This window comes from Streptomyces sp. STAM6 (assembly GCF_054963715.1).
Window position 1 is genome coordinate 122334 of sequence record NZ_JBUEFZ010000012.1, and the last position, 24647, is coordinate 146980.

A 24647-nucleotide genomic window follows, 5' to 3' on the forward strand; every position below is an offset into this window, starting at 1 on the left:
GTGCGGGACGGGTCGGGACGGGTCGGGACGGGGGAGCGAACAGGGTGGGACGGGGTCAGTGACGCGAGTCGCGGAGCTTGCCGACGCGCTCGCGGTCGAGCCGCAGTTCGGTCCGCAGCAGGCGGGCCAGCGGTCCGATGAGCCGGTGGGTCAACTCGTCGATCTGGGCACCGGTGAGGACGCGGGCGTCGAAATCGGCGGGGGTGTCGGGCGGTGCGGTGTTGTTGTCCTTCTTCTTGGCGGCATGAGGCGGAGGGGCGGGCGGGTGTGGCGGCGGGGGGCCGGGGGCCGTACGACGTCGCACCGTGGGGGGCGGGGTGGGAGCGTGGAACGCGGCGGGGGGAGATGACACGGCAGGCACGGGCGGTACGGACGGTGTCGCCGGCATGCGCTGGACGGGCAGGACGGCGGCCGAGGTGAGGGCCACGGGTGTGTGGGGCCGTACGGGAGGGCCGGAGGGCGGCGCCGGGCTTTCCGTGGCGGGACGGTCCGAGCGCGGGCCCTTGTTTCCCGGACCGTCGGGCGCGGCGGGCGGGCGGTGCCCGGGCGCGTCCTCCGGGCGGTGCGTGGCCCCGGTGTTCGCGACGCGCCGCACCGTACGCGAGGCCGGGGGCAGCGGATCGGGACTCGTGGCGGGCCGCGTCAAGGGAACGGCCGGGGGCCGGCGGTCGCTCGGCCGGAGGGCCGCAGGAGGGTCGGGCGGGTCCGGCAGTGAAGAACGCTGGACGGAGGGGGCGGCGCCGACGGCAGGGCCTGGCGTGCGTTGCTGTACGTCTGGTGTCGCGCGTTCCTGCACGTCCGGTGTCGCGCGCTCCTGCACGTCCGGTGTCGCGCGTCGCTCCACGTCCGGTGTCGCGCGTCGCTCCACGTCGGACACCGGACTGCCGGTCGTGGCCGGTGCCGGGACAGATACGGGTACGGGTACCGTGGCGGCCTTCACCGGCGCCGGATTCGGCATCCCGGCGGGGCTTCGCCGAGGCTGACCGGAACGCTGAATCGGCGTGGCGCCAGCGGGTGTTGTCACGCTTTCCGCGGGCGGACGCCGCACCAGCGGTACACCGAGACCGACGCGGGGTGTGGAGGTCGCACCCGGGTGCGGTGTCCCGGGGTCAGAACCGGACTCAGGTCGACGCTGCGGCACAGACGGCACGACGTGGCTCTGTCGCGGCGCCGTGGCAGGTCCCTCCGGTGGCGGTGGTGAGGTGGCCGGGGCAGGGAAGTTCGGGGCGGGGAGGAGCTGTACGGGGGGCATGCCCGCATCGGGACGGCTGATCCGCACCTGGCCGGTGTTCGCCACGGCACCGTCGGCGCGCGTGTTGCCACCGCGGCTTTCCGCTGTCTCACCGGAGGGCGCGGCCGTGCGGCGCGTTGGCGTTGCCGCCGACGGCATGGGCGCCGCTGACGGTGTCGACGAGCCGCCGCCCCGCGTGGGCCGGGTTGATCCGTCCTGCACCGAGCGTTGCACCGCGGGCGGCGCAGCGTGCGGCGAAGGACCAGCGGCCGACACGGGCGGGGACGGCGACGGGGAGGGCGACGAGCCTGGGGACGGGGAGCCCGACGAGGCCGCGGACGGCGACGGGGACGGGGACGGCGACGGGGACGGCGACGAGGCTGAGGACAGGGACGGGGACGGGGCTGCCGCTGTTGCCGATCGGGCCTTCGTCCGTCGGACGGCACCGGCATCGCGTATGGGTTCCGTGGCCGTAGCCGGAAGGCGCGCCGGACGCGGGCCGGGGGCGACGGCCGCAGCGTCGGTCCGGGGCAAACCGGACGGAGTCGCGGAACCCGGCGCGGGACGCGTGGTGCCGGACACAGGCAGCACCGCGGGGGCCGGGGCCGTCCGCCGCCCTGCGGGCGTCACGGCGCCCTGGCCCTTCGGCTGTCCCGTCGCCGGCTCCGGCGTCCTGACCCGCTGCGCCACCGGAGCCTGACCGGCGCCGCCGCCGGCCGCGCCGTCCGGTGGTGGCGGTGCCGGCGTGCTCACTGTCCCCGAGAAGCCCGCGGGCGTCGCGGCCGAGCGTCGTTGCACGGGCGGTGCCGAGGGAAGGCGGCGCAACGGCACGGCGGCCCTCGGGAGCGCCTCCGGACGACGCGCGGACGTCGGTGAGGCCGCGGACGTCGGCGCGGTGGTGAGCGCGCGGACGGGAGCGAGTGCCCGGCCGGGGTGAGGTGCGGGACGCGGCGTCGCCGGGGGCTGCTCCCCGGCGTGACGCCGCACCGCGGCGCGGGCGGTGTTCTCGCCCGGCCCGCTCGACCCGCCCGGCCCACTCACGTCGCCCGTGTTGCTGGTGTCGCTTGTGCTGCTCGTGGCACTTGTGCTGCTCGCCCTGCTCGTGGGCACACCGCCCCCGGTGCGGGCAGCCGCTCCCCCGGCGGAAGGCGCGTGCGTCTCCTCGGGTGGCGGGGCGAGTGCGGCGGGAGGCCTACCCGTCGCGCTGCCCGCCCGTCCATCCGCAAGAGGGACGGAGGCGGTACCGGGCGCGGAGGGCTGTGGGGCCGCGGAACGTGCGAGGGGATACCGGTCCACCTGCACGGAACCGGTTCCGGGTGCGGGCGCGGGAGCCGGTGGAGAGGGGCGTGCGCCGATGGGGGCGATCTCGGGTCCCCGCTCAGGGGCATGCCCCGCCCGTTGTTCACGCCGCCGTCCTCCGCCGGCTGCGCCACGCCCCATCAGGGGTGTCGCGTCCGCGGGTGCCGAGGGCATGGGCGCTCCCAGCAAAGGTCTGCGGCGGACCGGCCCGGCCGGCGAGGCGCCGGATGCGGGGGCCGTCGGACCCGCATCCGAAGTCGAGGGCCCGGCGGGCCCGTTTGCCGGAATGGCGGCCGCCTGGGTCCCGGGCGCTGAAGTCATGGGGTCCGGCTCCCGCCGCCCTGGACCACCAGTGGTGGCCCGTCGTTGGGCGGAAGCCGTCGGGCCGGCGGACGCCCCCTCCCGGGGAGCCGCCCCCGTGCCCGGCGCTGGAGCCGCCCCCGTGCCCGGCGCTGGAGCCGCCCCCGTACTCGTACTCGTACCTGTACTCGAAGCCGACGCCGGGCCTGAAGCCGCCGACGGGACGACCGGCAGCTCCCTGCGCCGCACGGGCCGTGCCCGGGTCAGTGCGGCCGGCGGAGGGGCGGGGGCCGTCACGGGCGTCACGGCGACGCCCGGCGGTCGTACCGGCGAAGGCACCGCCGGCAGGGCCGCGCGCTGCACCGTCGGTGCTTCGACGCCGTGGCCCGCCGCCTCTGCGACGGCACGGGCAACCGGCAGAGAAGGGGTCGGCAGTTCCAGTCCGGAGACCGGCGGCGCCGACGCGGTCAGCACGCCATGGACCAGTCCGCCCGGCGCCTCGTCGAGGACCGCGTGGGACAACGGTCCGGCGAAGGCGGGGCTCTGCCACGTGGCGAGCCGACGGCCGAAGGCCGTTTCGGAGACCGGCCCCTCGGCGCCGGCGCTCACGCGTTGGATCGGCGGGAGCGCCGGCCATCCGGGTGCCCGGGGCGCGACCGCGGGCGGCGCGACCGAGGTGCCGTCCTCGCCCGGTGTACCGTCACCGGCGTGAGTCGCTGCCCCGGCGGGTGGTTCCGCCGGGCCCACGAAGGAGTCCGTACCGACCGCCGGTTCCGCCGCGCGCCCCCGGCCCCCTCTGAGCCGGCTGAAGAGTGCCATGTCCTCACCCCTGCGCCGACGCGCGGGTGACGAGTCCCGCGATCTGCTCGGTGTAGCGGCGCCGGTCGTGGTGTTCGAGGTCCAGGATGTCCTCCAGGTTCCAGTGGAAGTGATAGGCGACGTACGCGATCTCCTCGTGCAGGCGGTCGGTCGCGTACGTCACGATTCCCCCAGGCGGCTCCCGCCGAGTTCGACCTCGAAGGGCTGCTCGCAGTGGGGGCAGGTGACGCCTGCCCGGGTGTGTCCCTCCGCGTTGATCTGCCGGTAGAAGTCCTGGAGGAACGCCAGGTCGGAGGCGAACATGTTCTCCACCACCCCGTCGTGGACGAGGGGCAGCGTGCCGAGCCGGGTGATCACCCGGCCGAGCAGTACCACCGACAGGTAGGCCGGGTTCTCCTGGACCCGCATGTCCCGCAGTGGCACGAGTTCGTCCCGGGCGGTCGCGAGCCGCATGACGCCGTCACGGTGGACGGCGCCGGACTCGTCGACGTATCCGCGCGGCAGCTCGAACGCGAACTCCGTCCGCAGACGTTGCGCGGACGCGCCGGGAGCCGGTCCCGAGCCGGGAACGGGGGCGGGGCCGGGGACGTGGGCGGGGGCGTCGCTCGTCCACTGCTCCTGCTGCGCCCCGGCCTCCGGCACGGCGTCCGTGAGCGCACCCGTGCCGGCCCCGGTAGCCGTGCGCCGCATTACTCGATGACCAGTTCTTCGAACGTGATCGTCACGGTCTCGGTCAGCGCGGACGCCTCACCGGCCTTCACGGTGCTGGTGTCGATCTTGCTGCACCAGGCGTTGCGCATGTTGTACCGCTTGACCGGGTTGTTCTGATAGTCCATCACCATGATCGTGGCGTTCTTGCGGGCCGTGGACATCGCGCCGTTGACCGACTCGTTGATCCACTGGTTGAAGGCCGCGGACTGCGTCATACCGCGCACGACGGTGCAGGTGCCTGCCTTCTTCACACCGGGCAGCTTCTTCGTCACCGGCTTGCCCTGCGCGGAGACCTGCTGGTACTCGATGACGTCCTGCTCGAGGCTGAGGCCACTGACCTCCGCGAGGTATTCGACCATCACGCCGTCGATCTGCAGGCCGAAATTGTGCGAGGTGAGGGCGTCACCCGGCTGGAGACTCATCTGTTCTCTGTCCTTCTCACGGTTTCTGTCGGTGTACGAAAGAACGGGGTGGCGGGGCCGGGGCTACTCCTCGAGCTCCCCGCTGCCGCTGGAGAACTGGGCCAGACGGAAGACCACGAATTCGGCGGGCTTCACCGGCGCGATGCCGATCTCGCAGACGACCCGGCCGAGATCGACGGACTCCTGGGGGTTGGTCTCCTCGTCGCACTTGACGTAGTACGCGTCCTCGGGCCGGGCGCCGAAGAGTGCGCCGCCGCGCCACTCGTTGACCAGGAACGCCGAGATGTTGCGGCGGATCCGGGCCCAGAGGGCGTGGTCGTTCGGTTCGAACACCACCCACTGGGTGCCGATCAGAATGGACTCCTCCAGGTAGTTGAAGTACCGGCGGACGTTCAGGTAGCGCCAGGCCGGGTCGGAGGAGAGGGTGCGTGCGCCCCAGACGCGGATGCCGCGGCCCGGGAAGGCGCGGATGCAGTTGACGCCCACGGGGTTGAGGAGGTCCTGCTCGCCCCGGGTGATCTGGATCTCCAGGTCCACGGCGCCGCGTACGACCTCGTTCGCGGGCGCCTTGTGCACACCGCGCTCGGAGTCGTTGCGGGCCCACACTCCGGCGATGTGGCCGCTCGGCGGGATCAGCCGGGCCTGCCCGGTGGACGGGTCGAAGGACTTGATCCAGGGGTAGTAGAGGGCGGCGTACTTGGAGTCGTAGCCGGCGGTCTCCTGGCGCCAGACCCTGATCTGGCGGGCGTTCAGCCCGGGCGGGGGGTCGATGACGGCGACGCGGTCACCCATCAGCTCGCAGTGCGCGATCAGACCCAGCTGGACGGCCTTGACGGCCTCCAGGTCGATCGCACCGCGCTGGTAGGCGGCCATGAGGTCGGGCACCGCGACCATCGAGACCTCGTCGACCGCCTCCAGGCCGCCGAAGCCGGTGCGGTCGGCGGAGTCGCCGAGGTACTCGGCGGGGCCGGGGTGCGACGGGTCGGCCGAGGGCGTGTCCGCCACCGGCGCGGGGGCCACCGGTGCGGGCAGCGCCACGGTCTGGTTCTCGGGCCGGGCGAGCTGCCCGGCGGGCGCCGCCTCCTGCACGGTGATGAGCCTGGAGCGCTCCTTGACCTGCGTGACGACGTAGTTGCGGCCGCTCTTCCTGGCCGTCACGTCGAACGTCTCGGCGACATCGTCACCGTCCTTGACGATCAGTCTGAACCGCTCGGCCGGGCCCTCCCCCTCCGCGTCGGCCACCTCGACGCTCAGCGAACCGGGCGCCACGGCGGTCACGGTGAAGGTGCCGAGCTGCCGGGGCTCTCCCGGCGGCAGCGCGGCCGGTGCGGCGGAACCCTTCGTGGTGGAACCCGCCACGGCGGTGGCGGAGGCTTCGGACGTGCCCGCGGGCGCGCCGCCGACGCGTACGACATAGGCGGCCGTGCCGCCGTTGTTGAAAAAGCCGTAGACGCTGTGCGCGAGGTAGTACCCGTCGGTGAAGTCACCGAAGGCCGCGACGTATTGGGTCCAGTTGGTCACCAGGGTCGGCTCGTTCAAGGGGCCGGTGGGGGCCAGCCCCACGAAGGCTGCCACCGATGTTCCCACCCCCTCGATGGGGCGCGAACCACTGGCCACCTCCTCGACGTATACGCCGGGCGACAGGTACGACGGCATGCTCTGCTCTCCTCGGGTACGAGACACTTCGGCCTCCACCCTCCGTGCGAAGCGCGGCGACCGAAACGGCCTCCGGTACCTGCTTGGGGGCACGGCCGTTGCCCCCACGGGCAGTGCGCGGCACAGGGTGCCCCGGCGGCGCCCCGAACCTGCCCGCGAGGCTGCCCCCGCGGCCCTGCCGCGCTCCGCCCCGACCGGGTAACGCTGGGATGCCATTTCAGCGAGGGGAGCGTCGTGCGCGCACAGGAACAGAGGTCCGGCCAGGCCGGTGACCGGGAGAAGGCCCGTCGGACGGTGCCGCCGAGCACGTCCGCGCAGCGCCTCCTGGCGCTCCAGCGCGCGGCGGGCAACTCGGCGGTGGCACGGGCCGTCGCCGAGGAGCGGCACGAGCACGACGCGCAGTGCGGTCATGCGCCGGCCCTCCAGCGTTCCCCGGTGCACGAGGTGCTGCGCTCTTCCGGCCGGCCGCTCGACGGACGGCTCAGGTCCGAGATGGAGGCCCGGTTCGGTGGCGAGGACTTCAGCGGCGTGCGCGTCCACACCGACGCGGTGGCCCAGCGGTCCGCGGCGGAGATCGGCGCGAAGGCGTACACCTCCGGCTCCCACGTGGTCTGGGACGGCCACGACAAGCACACCCTCGCGCATGAACTGGACCACTACCGGCAGCAGGGCCGCGGAGCCGTGCCCGGTACCGACAACGGCTCCGGCCTGAAGATCTCCGACCCGTCCGACTGGGCCGAGAAGGAGGCGGAGGCGACCGCACGGCGGGTGATGAGCGGGGCGCCGCCCGTCCAGCGCGAGACGGACGGCTTCCACGAGGCGTCCGATCGTGTCGCCCCGGTAGCGCGACCGGGACGGCCGGTGCGGCGCAAGGGACCGGAGGGACTGCCGGTGCAGCGCAAGGGACCGGAGGGACTGCCGGTGCAGCGCAAGGGACCGGAGGAGCTGGGGAACCGCATCACCGTCAAGGAGCCCCCGGCCCAGTCGGCGGGCGGCAAGCTCGCCTCCTGGATCACGAAGAAGCCGGCACCCGCCAATCAGGTCACGGCACCGGTGAAGCGTCTCGTGGAGGCGTACGACGCCTCTCCCGTCCGCGACCCCCAGCAGTGCATGGGCATGCTCGCCGAGATCCAGGCCGTCGCCGGGCCGCTCTCCACGGAGGCGAAGGCGGCGGACGCCGAGTATCTGAAGGACGTGCTGCATGCCGTGCGGGCCGAGATGGAGGTCGTGGCCGCGCAGCACGCTCGTGACAGCGACCTGCCGGAGGACGCCCGGCTCCCGTACAAGGACATGACCGATACGGGCACCCTGTGGAAGGACGCGAAGTTCGCGCAGGGAACCGTGAACTTCGGTATGTCGGGATTCAGCTACGTCCGGGAGCTGTCGGAGCTGAACCGTCACGATCTGAAGCAGGAGATCGGCGGCCAGGCGGAGCACGACTGGGTGAAGGACGTCAGCGCCAGGCTGGAGGCACAGCTGCGGGAGAGCGTGGTCGCCCACTACACCGCCAAGGACCGGGCCGACCGGATGCTGACGGCCACCGACAAACGGCTCAAGTCCAAGACGGCGCTGGACAGGGAGAACCCGACGGACAAGCACAACACCATGAACGTGGACGAGCTGATGCTCGCCAATCACGGCTTCGTCTTCTTCTACATCGAGCCGGCGGGCAAGACGGGCCGCAAGTCCCGCTTCGGTGTGGGGAAGGAGGGAGAGGGCAAGGAACAGGCGCGCCTCGAACTCGGGATCGGCGAGTCCGGGCTGCTGAGCAAGGGCTGGATCATGCTGAGCGACTTCGTCCAGCGGGACTATCCCCGACTCGTGGCGTCCGCGGAGCGCCCGGACCAGCCTGTCAGCGCCGGTTCCGCGAAGGCGACGGACGGGATGCGGAACGTGCGCCGGTTCGAACACGGCACGCTCTCCGACGACGACCTCACGCAATCGATCACGGACTTCCACGGCATCGGCGATGTCGAGGAGCGGCAGGCTCACACACTGGCGCGGCAGTTCGCGCTCATGGAACCGGGCAACGCGATGGTGTACGGCCCGGAGAAGGTGATCAAGCGCCCCGAGCTCCTCCACAAGAACGTCCTCGCGGGCGGCGACATCATCCCCGGTCTGGTCGAGCGCGCGGTGGTGGAGATCATGAGGTTCGAGCAGTCCAACCCCGCGCTGGCCGCCCGGCTGAAGGCCATGAGCGGCCCCGATCTGATGGACTTCCTGTTCCGCGATCTGCTGCGCCCCCAGGCGATGATTCCGGACTCGGTGGACCTGTCGTCGGCCAGGGTCTCCTTCATGGACGGCACGTGACGACGCGAACGGGCAGCCGATGTCGGCCCCTTCAGGCAAGGATCGTGCCCCTGGGCCTCCCGACACGGCGCCGCGTTCTCGTTAGCGTCCGAACGTGAGCCTTTGGACATCTCTCGAACCCGCGTCGGCCACCGTGGACCCCGGCGCCACGACGACCGTACGGCTGCGGTTGCGCAACACCGGTGACGTCGTCGACGAATACCGCTTCGAACCCGTCGGGGACCTCGCGCCCTGGACGACGGTGGAGCCGCGGGCCCTGCGCCTCTACCCCGGCACCACGGGCACGGTGGAGCTGGCCTTCGCCCCGCCGCGCTCCCCCGACGCCACCGCCGGCCCGAACCCCTACGCCGTGCGGATCACCCCCACGGAACACCCTGAGGCCACCACCGTCCCCGAGGGCAATCTGACGATCACCCCCTTCACGGACGTGCGGGCCGAACTCGTACCGCCCACCGTGAAGGGCCGCTTCCGGGGGCGGCCCAAGCTCGCGATCGACAACCTCGGCAACACGAAACTCACCTGCTCGGTCGGCGGAAGCGACAACGGCGACGACCTCTCGTACGAGATCCACCCGTCCAGCGTCCAGATCGAGCCGGGCCGCGCCGCCTTCGTCGACGCGACGCTCAAGCCGCGCGAGATCATCTGGTTCGGCCGGAAGGAGCGGCGGCCCTATACCCTGGCCGTGCAGCGCTCCGGGGTGGAGCCGCTGAACGTCGACGGCACCTATGTGCAGCGCGGTTTCCTGCCCCGCTGGCTGGCCACGTTCCTGGGTGTGTGCCTGGCTCTGGCCATCACGTTCGTCCTGTTGTGGATCGGATACAAGCCCCAGGTCCGCAGTGCCGCCACGGAGAAGCCCGCGGAAGCCGGGGCGTCGGCGCTCCCCGCGCCCAGCCCGTCCCCGGCGGACTCCCCCGCTCCGGAGGACTCCGCCGAGCCGCCCGCGGAGCCGGAGGAGCCGCCGCGGCCCCCGGAACCGGAACCGGAACCCGACGCGGGTGCGGAGCCGGGTGGCGAACCCGTACCCGAGGATCCGGCTGTACCGGGCTCGCAGATCATCGGTGCGGGATCGAACCGCTGTGTCGACGTCACCGACGCGAAGGAGGGCGAAAACCCGGACGGCACCCAGCTCCAGCTCTGGGACTGTGCCGGATCGCCCCAGCAGAAGTGGGATCTCCAGGCGGACGGCACGGTGCGCTCCCTCGGCCTGTGCATGGACGTGGCGAACGGTTCCCGGGACGACGGAGCGGCCATCCAGCTGGCCCGGTGCAGCGGCAACCCGGCGCAGGTGTTCGTGCTGAGCCCGGCCGGTGATCTGGTGAATCCGCAGGCGGACAAGTGCGTCGACGCCTTCGACCGCGGCACCGGGAACGGGACGAAGCTCGTGCTGTGGTCGTGCAACGGGCAGTCCAACCAGAAGTGGCGCGTCGAATAGCCGACCCGGGCGAACAGCCGGCACGGAGCTGCCGGGCGAGCGCCGCTACCAGTTGCCCTCGCCCGGCACCAGGCGGCCGGCTTTGCGGTACTCCCGGCGGGCACCCTCCAGCAGGTCGGCCGTGGTGACCGGCCCGCCGCGGCCGGCCGCCGCGTACGCGGCGGTGACGACAGCGCTGCGGATCGATCCCCCCGCGAGTTCGAACTCCCGGGCGCACGGCCCCGGGTCGGTGTCCTCCGCGCACGGCACACGGGCGAGACTGTGACGCCACAGCGCGAGCCGCTGCTCGACGTCCGGGAACGGAAAGTCGATCACCAGGTCCAGTCTCCGGGTGAACGCCTCGTCGACGTTGGCCCGCAGATTGGTGGTGAGCAGGGCGATGCCGTCGAAGGACTCCAGGCGCTGGAGGAGGTACGCGCTCTCCATGTTGGCGTAGCGGTCGTGCGAGTCCTTCACTTCGGAGCGCTTGCCGAAGACGGAGTCGGCCTCGTCGAAGAGCAGCACGGAGTCGGTGCGGTCCGCCTCGCTGAAGATCCTTTCGAGGTTCTTCTCGGTCTCGCCGACGTACTTGTCGACGATGGACGGCAGTTGCACGACGTACAGGTCCAGGCCGAGTTCGGCGGCGACGACCTCGGCGGACAGTGTCTTACCGGTGCCGGACTCACCGGCGAAGAGTGCCACTACGCCGCGCCCCCGGCCGCCTCCGGCGCTCAGCCGCCAGTCTCCGAGGACCCGGTCGCGGTGGCGGGCGCGCAGGGCGAGTTCGCGCAGTTGGGCGCGGGGGCCGTCGGGAAGGACGAGGTCGTCCCAGCCGACCTCGGGCCGGACACGACGGGCGTGTCGCTCGAGACCGGAGGTGGACTGCGTGCGAGCCGCCACCTTCAGGTGGTCGGTGGTCAGAGGGGTGCCGTCGAAGGCGGCGAGGTGGTGGGCGGCGCGCGCGGCACGGGCGATGCGCTCGCCGCCGAGGCGGTACGGGGCGACGGCCGTCACGAGGTCGGGCCAGGGGCCGGTCGCCGTGCCGAGGGCCGCCGCCCAGGCATCGGCGGCGTCGGCACGCAGCCTCGGCACGTCGAGGACCAGCGGGTCGTGGTCGCACCACTGGGGGTCGTAGGGGCGGGTCCCGGTGAACAGCACGGGTACGTCGCCCACGGTCAGCCGCCGTATCAGTGAGCCGGGGTCCTCAGGCACCGGTGACACGACGACGGCGCGGCCGGTCAGCCTGGCCTCGCGCAGAAGTTCGGCGAGCGGCTCGGGCCCGGTGCCGCCCGGGATGTAGTGCAGGGCGTCGAGACCGGCGGTGTCCAGCGCCGCCGCGGCGCAGACGAGGCCGTCGCCCTCCCGGTGTTCCCTCAGGTAGGCGGTCAGGGGGGCGGAGGCGAGCAGGCCGGAGAGCCTGCGGGTGAATTCCTCGTCGTACGGTCCGGGCGGTGCGACGAGGGGGCGGGCCCGGCCGGTGAGCACGGCGTCAGGGGTGTCGTCGCCGAGGAGGTGGGCGATCAGCCGGTCGGGGACGCGCAGCGAGCGGCTGAGGAAGGGCCGTTCGGGCTCGTCGGTCTCGACCAGACCGAGCGTGGCCAGCGGCGCCGCCGGGTGGAATCTGGCCCGTCCCTCGGGCCCGTGCGCGGGAAGCCCGCACAGCTCCAGCGCGAGGCCGATGGTCGCGCGGCGCCGGCTGACGTCGTCGTTGAGGTAGGCGTAGAGGGGCTCGAAGCCCCGGTCGAGATCGGGTGCGACGGCCACGAGGAGCAGACAGGCGTCCAGCTCACCGAGGCCGAGCCGGGCCGCAAGGTGAGCCAGCCGGTCGTGGTCGGCCTCCCCGGTCCGACCGCCCCCGTCACCCCCGTCACATCCGTCGCCCCCGTCGCCCGCGCGTACGCCGCCCGCGTGTACGCCGCCCGCGTGTACGCCGCCCGCGTGTACGCCGCCGCCCGCGTGCACAGGGTGCACCGCGCCGGGCGGATCCGGCCGCTTCGGGGCGGCCGTGCGTGCCCGTGACGTCACCGCCGCGCCGTCCGTGCCGGGGACGGCGGCCGTGCCGCGTCGTGGCACCGTCCGGGTGGCGTCCGGCCCCGGCGCGGTGGAGCCCAGTACGTGCCGTACCGCGTCCTCGGAGAGATAGAGGCCGCGCAGCGGGTCCGCGGCCGTGGGGTCGTCCGCACTGCGGAGCCCCACGAGCAGGGCCACCCGTTCACGCAGCCGGGCCAGCCGGGCGAGCAGCGCATCGGCCGGGGTGGGACGGTGCTCGGCCTCCTCGGCCACGAGGCCGGCCCGGAGGCATGCCGGGTCGGCGTGGTGCCCGAAGGCGTGCATGGTCATCGGGGCGGTCGCTCTCCGGTCCTGCGGCGGGGCGCCGTGCCGCCGGAGCCCGTGCGGCCTCGCTCGGTGCTCGCGGGGGCGCCATCGCCGGTTTCCGCGCCGTCGGTGGCCGCGCTCCGGGGGGCGGGGGGCCGCGGCCGGTGCCGCCGCTCCCGCGAGCCCTCGAGGGTGCCGTCGAGTCCGCGCACGCGCACCCCCGCCCCTTCGGTGACGGGCGGCCCGGCGTCGTACTCCGGGGCCGCCGGGAAGGGTGCCGTCACCACCACGTCCAGGGAGGGTTTGAGCTCGCCTCCGAGGGCGGACCAGATCTCGGCCAGGGACCGCGACTCGGACTGGATCCCGGCGACCGTGAGAGGTACGGAAAGTCCCAGTGCCCCCAGTGAGCCGGGAAGTTCACGGGCGGGCAGGATCTCCCGGGGTATGAGCGCGCCCAGTACGGCCGCGAGCAGGCGGTGTTCGTCCTGGGGCCGCTTGGTCCAGGCCGTGACGAGATAGGAGAGCCGGAACCAGCGGGGCGGCTGGCGTCGTGACAGCACCACACCGGTGTCGTCGATCACCGGGGTGGTGCCCCGCTGCCGGCGGGCCACGTCTTCGCGGATGTCGTACAGGTAGGCGTTGACAGCCGGGGCGTTGCGCCTGGCCGCCCAGTCGCGGGTGGGGGCCTCGAAGGAGACCTCGATCCCGGAGCCGGCCAGCGCGCCACCGCCGAGGATCCTCTTGAGGACTTCGTCCACCTCGTGGATCACCGTCGCGCTCCCGCCTTGCTGTGAGGTGTCGCCGTGCCGCCGAACGGCGCGAACCGCCCGCGCACGGCCTCGGCGCATCCGCACGCCGTGCGTGTCTCGTACGTTTCGATTCTCTCCCCGCCCCTCCCGCTCCAGCAGGCACTCGGGGGACGACGACGGGGCCGACCGGGGTGCCCGGAGATCCCCTCGCGCGCTGCCCTCGTGGGTGCCCGGTAGGTGCCCCGGCGGTCAGATGTAGCCCTCGCGCAGCGCATAGGCGACGGCATGGGCACGGTTGCGCAGGTGCAGACGAGTGGTCAGCCCGTGCATGACGTTCTTCACCGTGCGTTCCGAGTAGGCGAGTTTGACCGCGATCTCGCTGGTGTCCAGTCCCTCGGCGACCAGCCGCAGGACGTCCACCTCGCGTGCCGCCAGTCCCGGTCCGGAGACGCCGGCACGGCCCGTGGCCGAGCGCTGAAGGGTACCCACCTGGCTCATGAGACGGCCGAGCAGATCGGCCGGGAGGTCGCCGTCACCGCGGGACGCCGCGAGCACCGCCTGCAACAGGCGCTGTCCGGTGGCTTCGTGGCGCCAGACGACGGCCCCGACGCCGCACTCGATGATGTCGAGGAGTTCGGCCTCCCGCACCGCGCTCACCACCAGGACGGCGCGGGCTCCTTCGCTGCGGACCAGTCGGCGCAGCCGGGTGAGCATGGTCTCGTCCGGTGTCTCACCGATCAGCACCGCCACGCTCCCCGGCCCGGCCTCCACTCCGTCGCGGAGCTGGTCGCGAGCCTCGTCGCGCAGTTCGTCGCGCAGCTCGATCGCCGGGTGCGGGCGCAACTGGCTGAGCGCTCCTGCGCGGGTAATGGGATCCGCCGCGTGGACGACGACGGGAATCCGGTGTCCGGGATCCGGCCTGCCGGGGTCCGCCGTGGCCGGGGCGGCGTTCACGGTGCCTGTCGGCTCGGTGCGTAAGGCACGTATGGAGCTGCGCAACCGTCTTCCTCCGTATGTTCCGTATGTTCCGATGTTCCGTGTGTTCGGTGTGTTCGGTGTGTTCGGTGTGTTTCGTGTGCTGCCGTCGTGAGGCCTGTCCGCACAAACCTTTCGGGACGGGCGTCCCTCCGGACAACGGATCAAGGCCAATGAGGAAAGCTGGAATGCCCGAACAGGCAGTGACCTGGTGAAACCTCAGGTGCCTGGAATGCGTTCCAGGGACGCGGACCGTCGAGTCCCCTCCCTGCTCGTCGCCGTGGCGCCGCGTGCGATCGCCGTCGCGGGTCCTGCGGCCGACGCAAAAGGATCGCCCGGACTGCAACCCACTCGGGTCGTCTTCGGGAAACGGTCAAGGGGCGTACCGGAACCGCTCACGCCCCGACCTAGGATCACTCGACCGTCGAGGTACTCGCCCCCTGCGTCACCTCGCCTACCCGCTTGGAAGGCTCATGAGAACCGCACCGCGCTGGGCCCGGTGGCTCGTGCCGCTCGTCCTGCTGCTCGTCTGGCTGACCGTGGGCGGAACGCTCGGGCCGTACGCGGGCAAGCTCGGTGAGGTCGCCACCAACGACCAGGCGGCCTTTCTGCCGCGGAGCGCCGAGTCCACCAAGGCGCTGGAGGCCAGTGCCGCGTTCGACCGGTCCGAGAGCGTACCCGCCATCGTGGTCTGGACGGCGGACGGGAAGCAGATCGGCGGGGCCCAGCGGGCAGCCGCCACCGGCGCGGTCGCCGGGCTCGTCGACGCACCCGGGGTCGCCGGGCGCCCGTCACCCGCTCTGGTGTCCGGCGACGGCCGGGCCCTACAGGCCGTCGTCCCGCTGCGGCCCGGCCTGGGCGAGGAGCTGCCCGCGGTGCTCGACGAGGTGCGCGAGGCCGCGCGGAGCGTGCCGGGCACCACGGTGTGGATCGCGGGTCCGGCAGCGAGCCGGGCCGATCTTTCGGACGCTTTCTCGGGCATCGACGGACTGCTGCTGGGCGTGGCGCTCGGCGCCGTACTGCTGATTCTGCTGCTCGTCTACCGGAGCGTCCTGCTGCCGTTCCTGATCATCCTGGGTTCCGTGTTCGCCCTGGGGCTGGCGTGCGCCGTCGTCTACGCATTGGCCGACCGGGACGTGGTGCGCGTGGACGGCCAGGTGCAGGGCATCCTCTCGATCCTCGTCATCGGTGCCGCCACCGACTACGCGCTGCTGCTGGCGGCACGCTTCCGTGAGGAACTCGCCCTGCGCGGGGACCGCGCGGGGGCCGCGGTGGCGGCGGTGCGGCGCTCGATCGGCGCGATCACCGCGAGTGGCGCCACCGTGGCGCTCGGCCTGCTCGCCCTGCTGGCCAGTGACCTCACGAACAACCGCGCCCTCGGGCCGGTCGGGGCCATCGGCATCGGGTGTGCCGTGCTCTCCAGCCTCACGTTCCTCCCGGCCGCGCTGGCGCTGTTGGGCCGCACCGCCTACTGGCCCGCCCGGCCGACGGCGTCGGACGCCTCCGAGGAGGGGCACCGTGTGTGGCGCCGGGTCGCCGCGAAGGTGGACGCCCGGCCGCGTCGGATCTGGCTGGTGACCGCGCTCGCCCTCACCGTGTGCGCCTGCTTCTTTCCCACGCTGTCCGCGAAGGGCATCCCGCTCGACGAAGTGTTCGTGAACGACGCCCCCTCGGTCGCCGCCCAGGAGACGCTCGGCGAGCACTTCCCCGGCGGGTCGGGCACCCCGGCCGTCATCATCGCCGACGCCGGCCGTGCCGAAGAGGTGACGGCCGCGGCCGGGGACACCGGGGGCGTGGCGGCGGCCGCCGCCATTTCCGACTCGGGACGGCCCGGCGCCGCTCCCCCGAAGGTCGTCGACGGGCGCGTGCGCATCGACGCCACCCTGAGCGCCGCGCCGGACAGCGAGGCCGCCAAGGAGACCGTCGCACGGCTCCGCGCGAACGTGCACGGGGTGGCCGGCGCCGACGCGCTGGTCGGCGGGTACACCGCCCAGCGGCTGGACACCCAGGAGACCGCCGCCCGGGACCGCACGGTGATCGTGCCCGTCGTCCTCGGCATCATCCTGCTGATCCTGGTGCTGCTCCTGCGCTGCCTTGTCGTACCGGTGCTGCTGGTGGCGAGTGTCGCTCTGAACTTCCTGGCGACGCTCGGGGTGTCGGCGCTGGTCTTCGAGCACGTCCTCGGGTTCAGCGGTACGGACGCGTCGGTGCCGCTCTACGGATTCGTGTTCCTGGTGGCCCTCGGCGTCGACTACAACATCTTCCTGATGTCGCGCGTCCGGGAGGAGGCGCTCGTGCACGGCCCCCGGCAGGGCGTGCTGCGCGGACTGACCACGACCGGTGGAGTGATCACTTCGGCCGGTGTCGTGCTCGCCGCCACCTTCGCCGCCCTGATGGTCATCCCGCTGGCCTTCCTGGTGCACATCGCCTTCATCGTGGCCTTCGGCGTCCTGCTCGACACGCTCGTGGTCCGCTCGCTCCTGGTCCCCGCCCTGGTGATCGACATCGGTCCCCGGGCATGGTGGCCGAGTGCCCTGGCGCGCGGCGGCGGGCGCGTCGTGCATCCGCAGGTGGCGCCGGATCCGAAGTGATCTCCTGAGGACGGGCCCGCCCGCCCACGTCGCACCGTCGTCACTTCAGGAGCGCCACCATGACCGTCGCGGTCGTCCTGTTCACCTCGGATCTGCGTCTGCACGACCATCCGCCGCTGCGGGCCGCGCTCGCGGCGGCGGACGAGGTGGTACCGCTCTTCGTACGGGATCCCGGCGTCCGGGCGGCCGGCTTCGACGCGCCCAACCGCAGCGCCTTCCTCGCCGACTGCCTGACCGACCTCGACGCGTCGCTGCGCCGCCGCGGCGGCCGGCTCGTGGTGCGTCGCGGACCGGTCGACCAGGAGGTCCTCGCGGTCGCCGAGGAGTGCCGCGCCTCTCAGGTGCACATGGCCGCGGGCGTATCCGGGTACGCCCAGCGCCGGGAGGAGCGTCTGCGGCGGGTCCTGCGCGACCACGGCGTGGCACTCCACGTGCACGACAACGTCATCACCGCCCTCGCCCCCGGTGTGGTGACACCGGCCGGCTCCGACCACTACGCCGTGTTCACCCCCTACTTCCGCCGCTGGTCGCAGGAGCGTCTGAGGGGGATCTGCCCGGCGCCCCGCGCCGTGCGCGTGCCCGACGGAGTGCGCGGCGAGGGACCGCCGTCCCGCGACGAGCTGTCCGGCCTCTCACCGGGCCTGCCGGCCGGAGGGGAAACACCGGGACGCCGACGAGTCTCCCGGTGGGTCCGCGAGGACCTGTCCGGATACGAGGCCCGGCACGACGACCTGGCAGGTGACGCCACCTCCCGGCTGTCGCCCTATCTGCACTTCGGTGCCGTGTCGGCGGTGGAACTCGTCCGGCGGGCCCGCGCGCACGGCGGCTCCGGGGCGGAGGCGTTCGTGCGGCAGCTGTGCTGGCGCGACTTCCATCACCAGGTGCTGGCGGCGCGCCCCGCGGCGTCCGTCCGGGACTACCGGACCAGGCACGACCACTGGCGGACCGGGGCAGAGGCCGCCGACGAGATCGCGGCCTGGCGGGAGGGCCGCACGGGTTACCCCGTGGTCGACGCGGCGATGCGCCAGCTGCGCCACGAGGGCTGGATGCACAACAGGGCGCGCCTGCTGGCGGCCGGCTTCCTGACGAAGACGCTGTACGTGGACTGGCGGATCGGCGCCCGCCATTTCCTGGACTGGCTGGTGGACGGCGACATCGTCAACAACCAGCTCAACTGGCAGTGGGTCGCGGGGACCGGCACCGACACCCGCCCGCACCGCGTGCTCAACCCGGTCGTCCAGGGCAAGCGCTTCGATCCGCGGGGCGAGTACGTGCGGCGATGGGTGCCGGAGCTGCGGGACGTGCCGGACCGGCACATCCATGAGCCCTGGCGGCTGCCCGCGCACGAGCGGGCACGCCTGGAGTACCCCCGGCCGCTGATCGACCTGGGCGACGGCCTGGCGCGCTTCAAGCACGCGCGCGGCCGGGGCTGACGAGGCGACGGATCGTCCACGGGGATGCGGCCGCCTCGAGCCGGACGACACACCGCCATGAGACTCACCCCGTGCGGCCGGTGGAGTGAGCCGTCCCGGCAAGGCGCGTCGCAGCGGGCAGACATCACCGCATCCGGACCCGGCTCGGCGGCAGAAACAAAGGTGCACGCGTGACGGACAGTGAGAAGGGGTAGCTCATGCTCGGACTGCGGCCAACCGTTGCCGAACCGGCCGGGCTCGCCGGCGACCCGCTCACGGCCCTCGACGCCACCCGGTGTGTCGAGACGGTCCTGGCCCGCGTCCTGGACGCCGAGCTGCACAGGGCGCACGACACGGACCCGGTGTTCGCACGTGACGTGGCCGGCCGCGTCGTCGCCTTCGTCCGGCGCGGCGGGAAGCGGCTGCGCACCGCGTTCGTGTGGTGCGGCTGGCAGGCCGCGGGGGGCTCGGGCGACGCTTCGGCGGTACTGCGCACGGGAGCCGCCCTGGAACTGGTGCAGGCCTGCGCTCTGATGCACGACGACCTGATGGACGAATCGCCACTGCGCCGTGGTGCACCGGCGATGCACGTGGCTCTCGCCCGCATGCACAGGGCCGAACGGATGGACGGTTCGCCTGAGTCGTTCGCCGCCTCCGCCACGGTGCTCGCCGGTGATCTGGCCCTGGCCTGGGGAGACGACCTGCTGACGGAGACCGCGCTCGGTTCGGCACACGGCCCGCGGCTGTACCGCGAGTGGCGGGCCATGCGCGGCGAGATGGTCGCCGGCCAGTACCGTGACCTCCACGCCCAGGCGACCGGCGCCTCGAGCCTCGACGACGCGTTGGCCATCGCCACGCTCAAGAGCGCCCTTTACACGGTCGAGCGGCCGCTGGCGATGGGTGCGGCGCTGGCCGGAGCCGACGAGTTCGCGCTGGGCGCGCTGCGCGCGGCCGGCCGGTGCGCGGGCCTGGCCTTCCAGCTCCGCGACGATCTGCTCGGTACCTTCGGCGACCCGGCCCTGACGGGCAAACCCGCCGACGACGACCTGCGGACCCGCAAGCTCACCTACCTCCTCGCCGCCGCCCTCAGACTCGCGGACACGTCGGGTGACCGGGAGGCCGCCGCCGCACTTGCCGCCCCCGGTCCGGACCCGGGGCCGGACGACGGTGTCGAGCGCATGCGGGCGGCCATCGAGCGGACCGGAGCCCGTGCCGTGGTGGAGGCGAAGATCGCGGAACTCGCGGCCGCCGGCCTGCGCCATTTCGAGACGACGGGTGCGGACGCCTCGGTGCGGCGGCAGTTCGCCGCACTGGTCGAACGCGCGTCGGGGGTCGCGCCGGATCGCATGGAGGAGGGCGCGTGAGGACGGTGGCGGGACCGACCGACCATGTCGTGGTCGTGGGCGCCGGGCTGTCCGGCCTCGCCTGCGCTCTCCACCTGTTGGGCGCGGGACGGCGAGTCACGGTCGTGGAGCGGGACGCGGGGCCGGGCGGCCGCGCCGGCCGCGTAGGGATCGGCGGATACCAGCTGGACACCGGTCCCACGGTGCTCACCATGCCGCATCTGGCCGACGAAGCCTTCGCGGCCGTCGGCGACAGTCTCTCCCACCATGTGGAGCTGCTGCCCCTCCATCCCGCCTACCGGGCGGCTTTCGCGGACGGAACCTCCCTCGACGTCCACACCGACGGTGAGGCGATGGAGGCGGAGGTCAGGCGCTTCGCCGGAGCGGCGGAGGCCGCGGGCTACCGGGGGCTGCGGGACTGGCTGGAGCGGCTGTACCGGGCACAGATGCGGCGCTTCATCGACGCGAACTTCGACTCGCCCTTCCAGCTCCTGAACCCGGACCTGGCGCGGCTTGCGGCACTGGGTGGCTTCGGACGTCTGGACAGGCGCATCGGCCGCTTCCTGTCCGACGCCCGCCTGCGCCGGGTCTTCTCCTTCCAGGCCCTGTACGCCGGCCTGGCCCCCGCCCGGGCGCTCGCGGCCTACGCGGTGATCGCCTACATGGACACCGTGGCCGGCGTCTGGTTCCCCAAGGGCGGCATGCACGCGCTGCCCCGGGCCATGGCGGGCGCGGCCGCCGGTGCCGGTGCCGATCTGCGCTGGTCGGCCGAGGTGACGGCACTGGAACGGAAGGGTGGCCGCGTGCGTGCCGTCCGTCTGGCGTCGGACGAGCGGATCCCCTGCGACGCGGTGGTGCTGACGTGCGAACTGTCCACCGCCCACCGGCTGCTGGGACGTGCGCCCCGGCGCCCGGTGGCGTTGCGCCACTCGCCGTCCGCGGTGGTCCTGCACGCCGGCACGGACCGCACGTGGCCCGGCCTGGCCCACCACACGCTGTCCTTCGGCGCCGCCTGGGAGCGCACCTTCCACGAACTGACCCGCTCGGGCCGGCTGATGAGCGATCCGTCGCTGCTGATCACACGGCCGACGACGCACGATCCCACCCTCGCGCCGGACGGCCGGCACCTCCACTACGTCCTGGCCCCCTGCCCGAACACCACCGTCGGCCCCTCGGCGGCGGCCTGGGCCGACCTGGGGCCCCGATACCGCGACAGCCTGGTCGCCGAGCTGGAGCGACGGGGCCTCGACGGGTTCACCGGCAGCGTCCAGGAGGAACTCCTGGTGACCCCGCTGGACTGGACGGCACAGGGACACGCGGCCGGCAGCCCGTTCTCGGTCTCCCACACGTTCGCCCAGACCGGCCCCTTCCGGCCGCGCAACCTCGTACGCGGGCTGGACAACGTCGTGCTGGCCGGCTGTGGCACCACGCCCGGCGTCGGGGTGCCCACCGTGCTCATCAGCGGCAAGCTCGCCGCCGCCCGCGTCACCGGCGGCGTCCGGCGCCGCGCCCACGGCCCCCGTTCCGCCGCCACGACCGCGGGTGTCGCCCACCCCCGACCACGGAGTGTGCCGATTGAGCCGTCGTGAACTGGACGCCGCGGGAATCACCGATCCGGCGCTCCGCACCGCCTACGCCCAGTGCCGCCGGCTCAACGCCCGCCACGGCAAGACCTACTACCTGGCCACCCGGCTGCTGCCGGTGGAACGCCGCTGCGCCGTGCACGCGCTGTACGGCTTCGCCCGCTGGGCGGACGACATCGTCGACGACCTGGGCGCGCACCGCACGCCCCGTGAGCGGGCCGCGCTGCTGCGGCGCCTGGAGAGCGACCTCGTTCACGGGCTGCGTACCGGCACCGGCGGGGAGCCCGTGGTGCGGGCCCTGGCCGACACCGCCGACCGGTACGACATCGAGCACGTACTGTTCGCCGACTTCCTGGCCTCCATGCGCGCCGACCTGACGGTCACCCACTATCCGACCTACGCCGACCTGCGCGCCTACATGCACGGCTCGGCCGCCGTGATCGGGCTGCAGATGCTGCCTGTGCTCGGCACGGTGGTACCCCGCGAGGAGGCCGCACCGCACGCGGCGGCGCTCGGGGTGGCGTTCCAGCTCACCAACTTCCTGCGGGACGTGGGCGAGGACCTGGACCGGGGCCGGGTCTATCTGCCGGCCGACCTGCTCGCCGCCCACGGCGTGGACCGGCCGCTGCTGGAGTGGAGCCGCCGCACCGGGAGCCGGGATCCGCGGATCCGCTCCGCGCTCGTCGCCGCCGAGGCCATGACACGGCAGGTGTACCGGGAGGCGGAGCCCGGCATCGGCATGCTCGACCCGCGGGTGCGGCCCTGCATCCGCACCGCGTTCACGCTGTACGGCGGCATTCTCGACGCGATCGCACACCAGGGCTACACCGTCCTGCACCGGCGGGCGGTGGTCTCGCGCGGGCGTCGTGCGGCTACGGCGGCGGCGGGAGCCGCCCGCGTCATCGGCGCCCGGTGGCGTGCCCGCGTCCCGGGCTCGACGCCGTACGAAAAGGAGCCGGCACTCCGGCGGAAGGGAAGCGTGCGATGACCGACCGACCGGACCGGGCCCGCTGGACCCCGCCGCTGCGGCGGCGGCGCCGCGGTGACTGGGCGGCTCAGACGCCCACCTGGCAGGAGGCGCGTCCGGCGCTGATCGCCGACGCGCTGAAGCGGGCGGCCGTCCGTCCCTCCGGCAACTGGTTCGTCGTCGGCGCGTCCCGGGACTTCCGCGCCGCCGGCCGCCCGTACGGCAGGACCGTCGGCGGCGTCGACATCGTCCTGTGGCGCTCGGACTCGGGCGACCTGCACGCCGGCCCGGGTGCCTGCCCGCACCTGGGCGCACCGCTGCGCGACAGCCGGGTCGTGTGCGGCGCGCTGGTGTGCCACTGGCACGGACTGGCCCTGGACGGCCGGCCGTTCCCCGGCTGGGACCCCTGTCCCGTCCACGACGACGGCGTGCTGGTGTGGGTGAGGCTCGACACCGTCGGCGGCGAAGAACCCACGGAGCGCCCGATGGTGCCCGACCGGCCCGCGCCCGGCAGCGGGGTGGATGCCGTTTTCGCGGCGGTGGGGCGGTGCGAACCGCAGGACGTGGTCGCCAACCGGCTCGATCCGTGGCACGGCGCCTGGTTCCACCCTTACTCGTTCGTCGACCTGACGGTGGCACGGGCTCCGCAGGGCGACGACGACGCCTTCGTCGTCGACGTCTCCTTCCGCGTGACCGGCCGCCTGGTCGTCCCGGTGCGGGCCGAGTTCACCGCGCCCGGGCCCCGTACCGTCGTCATGCGCATCACCGACGGCGAGGGAGTCACCTCCGTGGTGGAAACGCACGCCACACCGCTGACCGGCGAGTCGGTCCCACGGCCGCGGACCGCCGTGGTCGAGGCCGTGGTCGCGACCTCCGAGAGGCGGGGCTTCGCCCTGGCGCGCGCCGCCGCCCCCGTGCTGCGCCCGCTGATGCGGCGGGCCGCCGGCCGTCTGTGGCGGGACGACCTGGCGTATGCCGAAAGGCGCTGGGCGCTGCGCAGCACCGGCCGGTTCCCGGGGTGATCCCTCAGCGTCTCGCCAGCGCGCCGAGTGCCCGAAGCGGCCGGGAGCGGCCTGCCCGGGGCACCGTCCAGAGCGTCTGCCCCCGCACGCCCCGGCCGGCGAGCAGCAGGTTGGCCGCCAGGAAGCCGGTCGTGGCGGCGCGTTCCATCAGCGCCACGGGCAGGTCGCAGCGGATCGCGTCACCGGCCACCGTCAGCCACGGGTGCGGTGTCCGTACGGTGGGGCGCCGGTGGTAGGTACCGACCGGGAAGAGCGGGCAGTCGGAGCGCCACTCGTGCCGGGCGTCGACGATCCGCGCGTCACGGGTCTCCGGGTACACCTGTCGCATCCGGCCGGCGATCTCGTCCTGCACCCGCTCCGGGTCCCCGCCGTCGGTGACGGCATAGGCGTGCAGTTCGACCACCGAGCCCCCGGTCCTGGCGGCCCAGCGGGCGGCTTCGCCCTCGTAGCGTTCCAGGACGCTGATGTTGTCCAGACCGCCGTAGCCGCTGGTGCCGAGGAACGCGGCGCGCTCGGCGCGCACCGGCCGGTCCAGCCAGAGCCGGGAGACCAGGAAGGGCGGCGCGGTGCGCAGTGCGGCGATGTCACCGCGCCAGGAAGCGGTGCCCAGGCCGGGTGAGGCGGCGACGACCTGCCGCAGAGCGCCGGGGTCGAGGGCCAGGACCACTGCATCGAAGCGGTGGGCGGTGCGGGTTTCCACCTCGGCTCCCCCGCCGTCGTGCGGGCGGACGCGGTGCACGGGCGTGCCGGTCCGGATGTCCACCCCGAGGCGCTGGAGATAGTCGCCGAGCGGCTCCCACAGGGCCTGGGGGAAGGGGTCGTTCGGCACGTCGAAGAGCAGGCCCTCGGCCGAGCCGAGGAAGTAGATGTGGAACATCAGCAGCAGTTCGGCGGCGGACAGTTCGCGCGGATCGGCGAAGAAGCTGCGCGAGAACACTTCGAACGCCAGGTGGTGCGCGGCCTCGGGGAAGCGGACCCGTTCCAGGAACGCTGTCGCGCTGATGTCGTCGAAGCGTTCGTAGACCTCGGGGACGCGGACGTCGAGGAGCGGCAGCGCCGCCCGGGCGTCCATGGTGGTGAGGTCACGCCAGCCGAAGGTGGGGCTGCGAGCGACGAATCCGAGCGCGCTGAACGGCGGGGTGCGCGGGACGTGGGCGAAGCTGTCCGTCAGGCCACCGCTGTGGCGCAGCGGGTAGTCGGGCAGAGAGGTCAGCCGCGTGAGACCCGGGTCGGTACGCCGCAGGAGGCCGCGCAGGTTGTAGTACTGGCGGAAGAAGGCGTGGAACCCTCGGCTCATGGTCACCACGGAGCCGTCGGCCAGACGGGTCCGGCGGCCGGTGAGCCGCCCGCCCAGTGCTTCCTCCCGCTCGTACAGCGTCACGCGGGCGCCGCGTTCGGCCAGCACGGTGGCCGCGGCGAGACCGGCGATGCCGCCGCCGACCACGGCGACGTCAGGCGCGTCGGCGCGGGTGAACCGGTCCCGGCCCGGCATGGGCATCAGGATCTCGGCTTTGCGGTCGCGGCCGCGTC

17 protein-coding genes are annotated in these 24647 nt (G+C 73.3%); 8 read left to right on the forward strand and 9 right to left on the reverse strand.

What is annotated here, in order from left to right; all coding sequences use genetic code 11:
* Positions 1–55 precede the first annotated feature (55 nt).
* The 5 genes from ACY34K_RS17055 to ACY34K_RS17075 all read right to left on the reverse strand — a co-directional run bounded on the left by ACY34K_RS17055 (position 56) and on the right by ACY34K_RS17075 (position 6438).
* Positions 56–304 carry a hypothetical protein gene (locus ACY34K_RS17055; protein WP_462747807.1) on the reverse strand — a complete coding sequence of 83 codons (249 nt, stop codon included), beginning with the start codon at positions 302–304 and terminating at the stop codon, positions 56–58.
* Between the two features lie 3349 nt (positions 305–3653).
* On the reverse strand, positions 3654–3812 hold the full coding sequence (locus ACY34K_RS17060) for a DUF6760 family protein (protein WP_462747809.1): 159 nt from the start codon (positions 3810–3812) through the stop codon (positions 3654–3656).
* Positions 3809–4339, reverse strand: a complete 531-nt coding sequence (locus ACY34K_RS17065) for a hypothetical protein (protein ID WP_462747812.1) — start codon at positions 4337–4339, stop codon at positions 3809–3811. The genes ACY34K_RS17060 and ACY34K_RS17065 overlap by 4 nt, the downstream gene beginning before the upstream one ends.
* Entirely contained in the window at positions 4339–4782 is a 444-nt protein-coding gene (locus ACY34K_RS17070) for a phage tail protein (protein ID WP_462747814.1), read from the reverse strand. Before ACY34K_RS17070 ends, ACY34K_RS17065 begins: the two co-directional genes overlap by 1 nt.
* Positions 4783–4845: 63 nt before the next feature.
* Positions 4846–6438: a phage tail sheath subtilisin-like domain-containing protein gene (locus ACY34K_RS17075; RefSeq protein WP_462747817.1), complete on the reverse strand. Its 1593-nt coding sequence runs from the start codon at positions 6436–6438 to the stop codon at positions 4846–4848.
* 234 nt (positions 6439–6672) lie between these two features.
* On the opposite strand from ACY34K_RS17075, the gene ACY34K_RS17080 reads away from it, so the two are divergent.
* Complete coding sequence (locus tag ACY34K_RS17080) at positions 6673–8748, forward strand: eCIS core domain-containing protein (protein WP_462747819.1); 2076 nt, start codon at positions 6673–6675, stop codon at positions 8746–8748.
* A 94-nt stretch (positions 8749–8842) separates the two neighbouring features.
* The gene (locus ACY34K_RS17085; RefSeq protein ID WP_462747822.1) at positions 8843–10180 is read left to right on the forward strand and encodes a ricin-type beta-trefoil lectin domain protein; all 1338 of its coding nucleotides are present in this window, start codon (positions 8843–8845) and stop codon (positions 10178–10180) included.
* Between the two features lie 45 nt (positions 10181–10225).
* On the opposite strand, the gene ACY34K_RS17090 is transcribed toward ACY34K_RS17085, so the two are convergent.
* The 3 genes from ACY34K_RS17090 to ACY34K_RS17100 all read right to left on the reverse strand — a co-directional run bounded on the left by ACY34K_RS17090 (position 10226) and on the right by ACY34K_RS17100 (position 14178).
* Complete coding sequence (locus tag ACY34K_RS17090; protein ID WP_462747825.1) at positions 10226–12499, reverse strand: ATP-binding protein; 2274 nt, start codon at positions 12497–12499, stop codon at positions 10226–10228.
* On the reverse strand, positions 12496–13245 hold the full coding sequence (locus tag ACY34K_RS17095) for a Pvc16 family protein (protein ID WP_462747828.1): 750 nt from the start codon (positions 13243–13245) through the stop codon (positions 12496–12498). Before ACY34K_RS17095 ends, ACY34K_RS17090 begins: the two co-directional genes overlap by 4 nt.
* A gap of 228 nt (positions 13246–13473) precedes the next feature.
* Entirely contained in the window at positions 13474–14178 is a 705-nt protein-coding gene (locus tag ACY34K_RS17100; protein WP_462747946.1) for a helix-turn-helix transcriptional regulator, read from the reverse strand.
* 494 nt (positions 14179–14672) lie between these two features.
* Between ACY34K_RS17100 and ACY34K_RS17105 the strand changes: the two genes are divergently transcribed.
* The 6 genes from ACY34K_RS17105 to ACY34K_RS17130 all read left to right on the forward strand — a co-directional run bounded on the left by ACY34K_RS17105 (position 14673) and on the right by ACY34K_RS17130 (position 23117).
* Positions 14673–16790: an MMPL family transporter gene (locus ACY34K_RS17105; protein WP_462747830.1), complete on the forward strand. Its 2118-nt coding sequence runs from the start codon at positions 14673–14675 to the stop codon at positions 16788–16790.
* A 59-nt stretch (positions 16791–16849) separates the two neighbouring features.
* The gene (locus tag ACY34K_RS17110; protein ID WP_462747834.1) at positions 16850–18223 is read left to right on the forward strand and encodes a cryptochrome/photolyase family protein; all 1374 of its coding nucleotides are present in this window, start codon (positions 16850–16852) and stop codon (positions 18221–18223) included.
* Between the two features lie 197 nt (positions 18224–18420).
* Positions 18421–19566, forward strand: coding sequence for a polyprenyl synthetase family protein (locus tag ACY34K_RS17115; protein WP_462747836.1), 1146 nt, complete (start codon positions 18421–18423; stop codon positions 19564–19566).
* Positions 19563–21134: a phytoene desaturase family protein gene (gene crtI / locus ACY34K_RS17120; protein WP_462747839.1), complete on the forward strand. Its 1572-nt coding sequence runs from the start codon at positions 19563–19565 to the stop codon at positions 21132–21134. The genes ACY34K_RS17115 and crtI overlap by 4 nt, the downstream gene beginning before the upstream one ends.
* Positions 21121–22116 carry a phytoene/squalene synthase family protein gene (locus tag ACY34K_RS17125; RefSeq protein ID WP_462747840.1) on the forward strand — a complete coding sequence of 332 codons (996 nt, stop codon included), beginning with the start codon at positions 21121–21123 and terminating at the stop codon, positions 22114–22116. Before crtI ends, ACY34K_RS17125 begins: the two co-directional genes overlap by 14 nt.
* Positions 22113–23117, forward strand: coding sequence for a DUF5914 domain-containing protein (locus tag ACY34K_RS17130; RefSeq protein ID WP_462747843.1), 1005 nt, complete (start codon positions 22113–22115; stop codon positions 23115–23117). Before ACY34K_RS17125 ends, ACY34K_RS17130 begins: the two co-directional genes overlap by 4 nt.
* 4 nt (positions 23118–23121) lie before the next feature.
* Here ACY34K_RS17130 and ACY34K_RS17135 read toward each other — a convergent pair whose 3' ends face one another.
* Positions 23122–24615, reverse strand: a complete 1494-nt coding sequence (locus ACY34K_RS17135; RefSeq protein ID WP_462747949.1) for an FAD-dependent oxidoreductase — start codon at positions 24613–24615, stop codon at positions 23122–23124.
* Between the last annotated feature and the right edge of the window lie 32 nt (positions 24616–24647).

What these genes read in the sequence shown, in the direction of transcription:
- ACY34K_RS17105 (WP_462747830.1), top strand. Translation starts at nt 14,673, where the DNA reads ATGAGAACCGCACCGCGCTGGGCCCGGTGGCTCGTGCCGCTCGTCCTG.
- ACY34K_RS17115 (WP_462747836.1), top strand. Translation starts at nt 18,421, where the DNA reads ATGCTCGGACTGCGGCCAACCGTTGCCGAACCGGCCGGGCTCGCCGGC.
- ACY34K_RS17130 (WP_462747843.1), top strand. Translation starts at nt 22,113, where the DNA reads ATGACCGACCGACCGGACCGGGCCCGCTGGACCCCGCCGCTGCGGCGG.
- ACY34K_RS17110 (WP_462747834.1), top strand. Translation starts at nt 16,850, where the DNA reads ATGACCGTCGCGGTCGTCCTGTTCACCTCGGATCTGCGTCTGCACGAC.
- ACY34K_RS17135 (WP_462747949.1), bottom strand. Translation starts at nt 24,615, where the DNA reads ATGCCCATGCCGGGCCGGGACCGGTTCACCCGCGCCGACGCGCCTGAC.
- ACY34K_RS17070 (WP_462747814.1), bottom strand. Translation starts at nt 4,782, where the DNA reads ATGAGTCTCCAGCCGGGTGACGCCCTCACCTCGCACAATTTCGGCCTG.
- ACY34K_RS17075 (WP_462747817.1), bottom strand. Translation starts at nt 6,438, where the DNA reads ATGCCGTCGTACCTGTCGCCCGGCGTATACGTCGAGGAGGTGGCCAGT.
- ACY34K_RS17065 (WP_462747812.1), bottom strand. Translation starts at nt 4,339, where the DNA reads ATGCGGCGCACGGCTACCGGGGCCGGCACGGGTGCGCTCACGGACGCC.
- ACY34K_RS17090 (WP_462747825.1), bottom strand. Translation starts at nt 12,499, where the DNA reads ATGACCATGCACGCCTTCGGGCACCACGCCGACCCGGCATGCCTCCGG.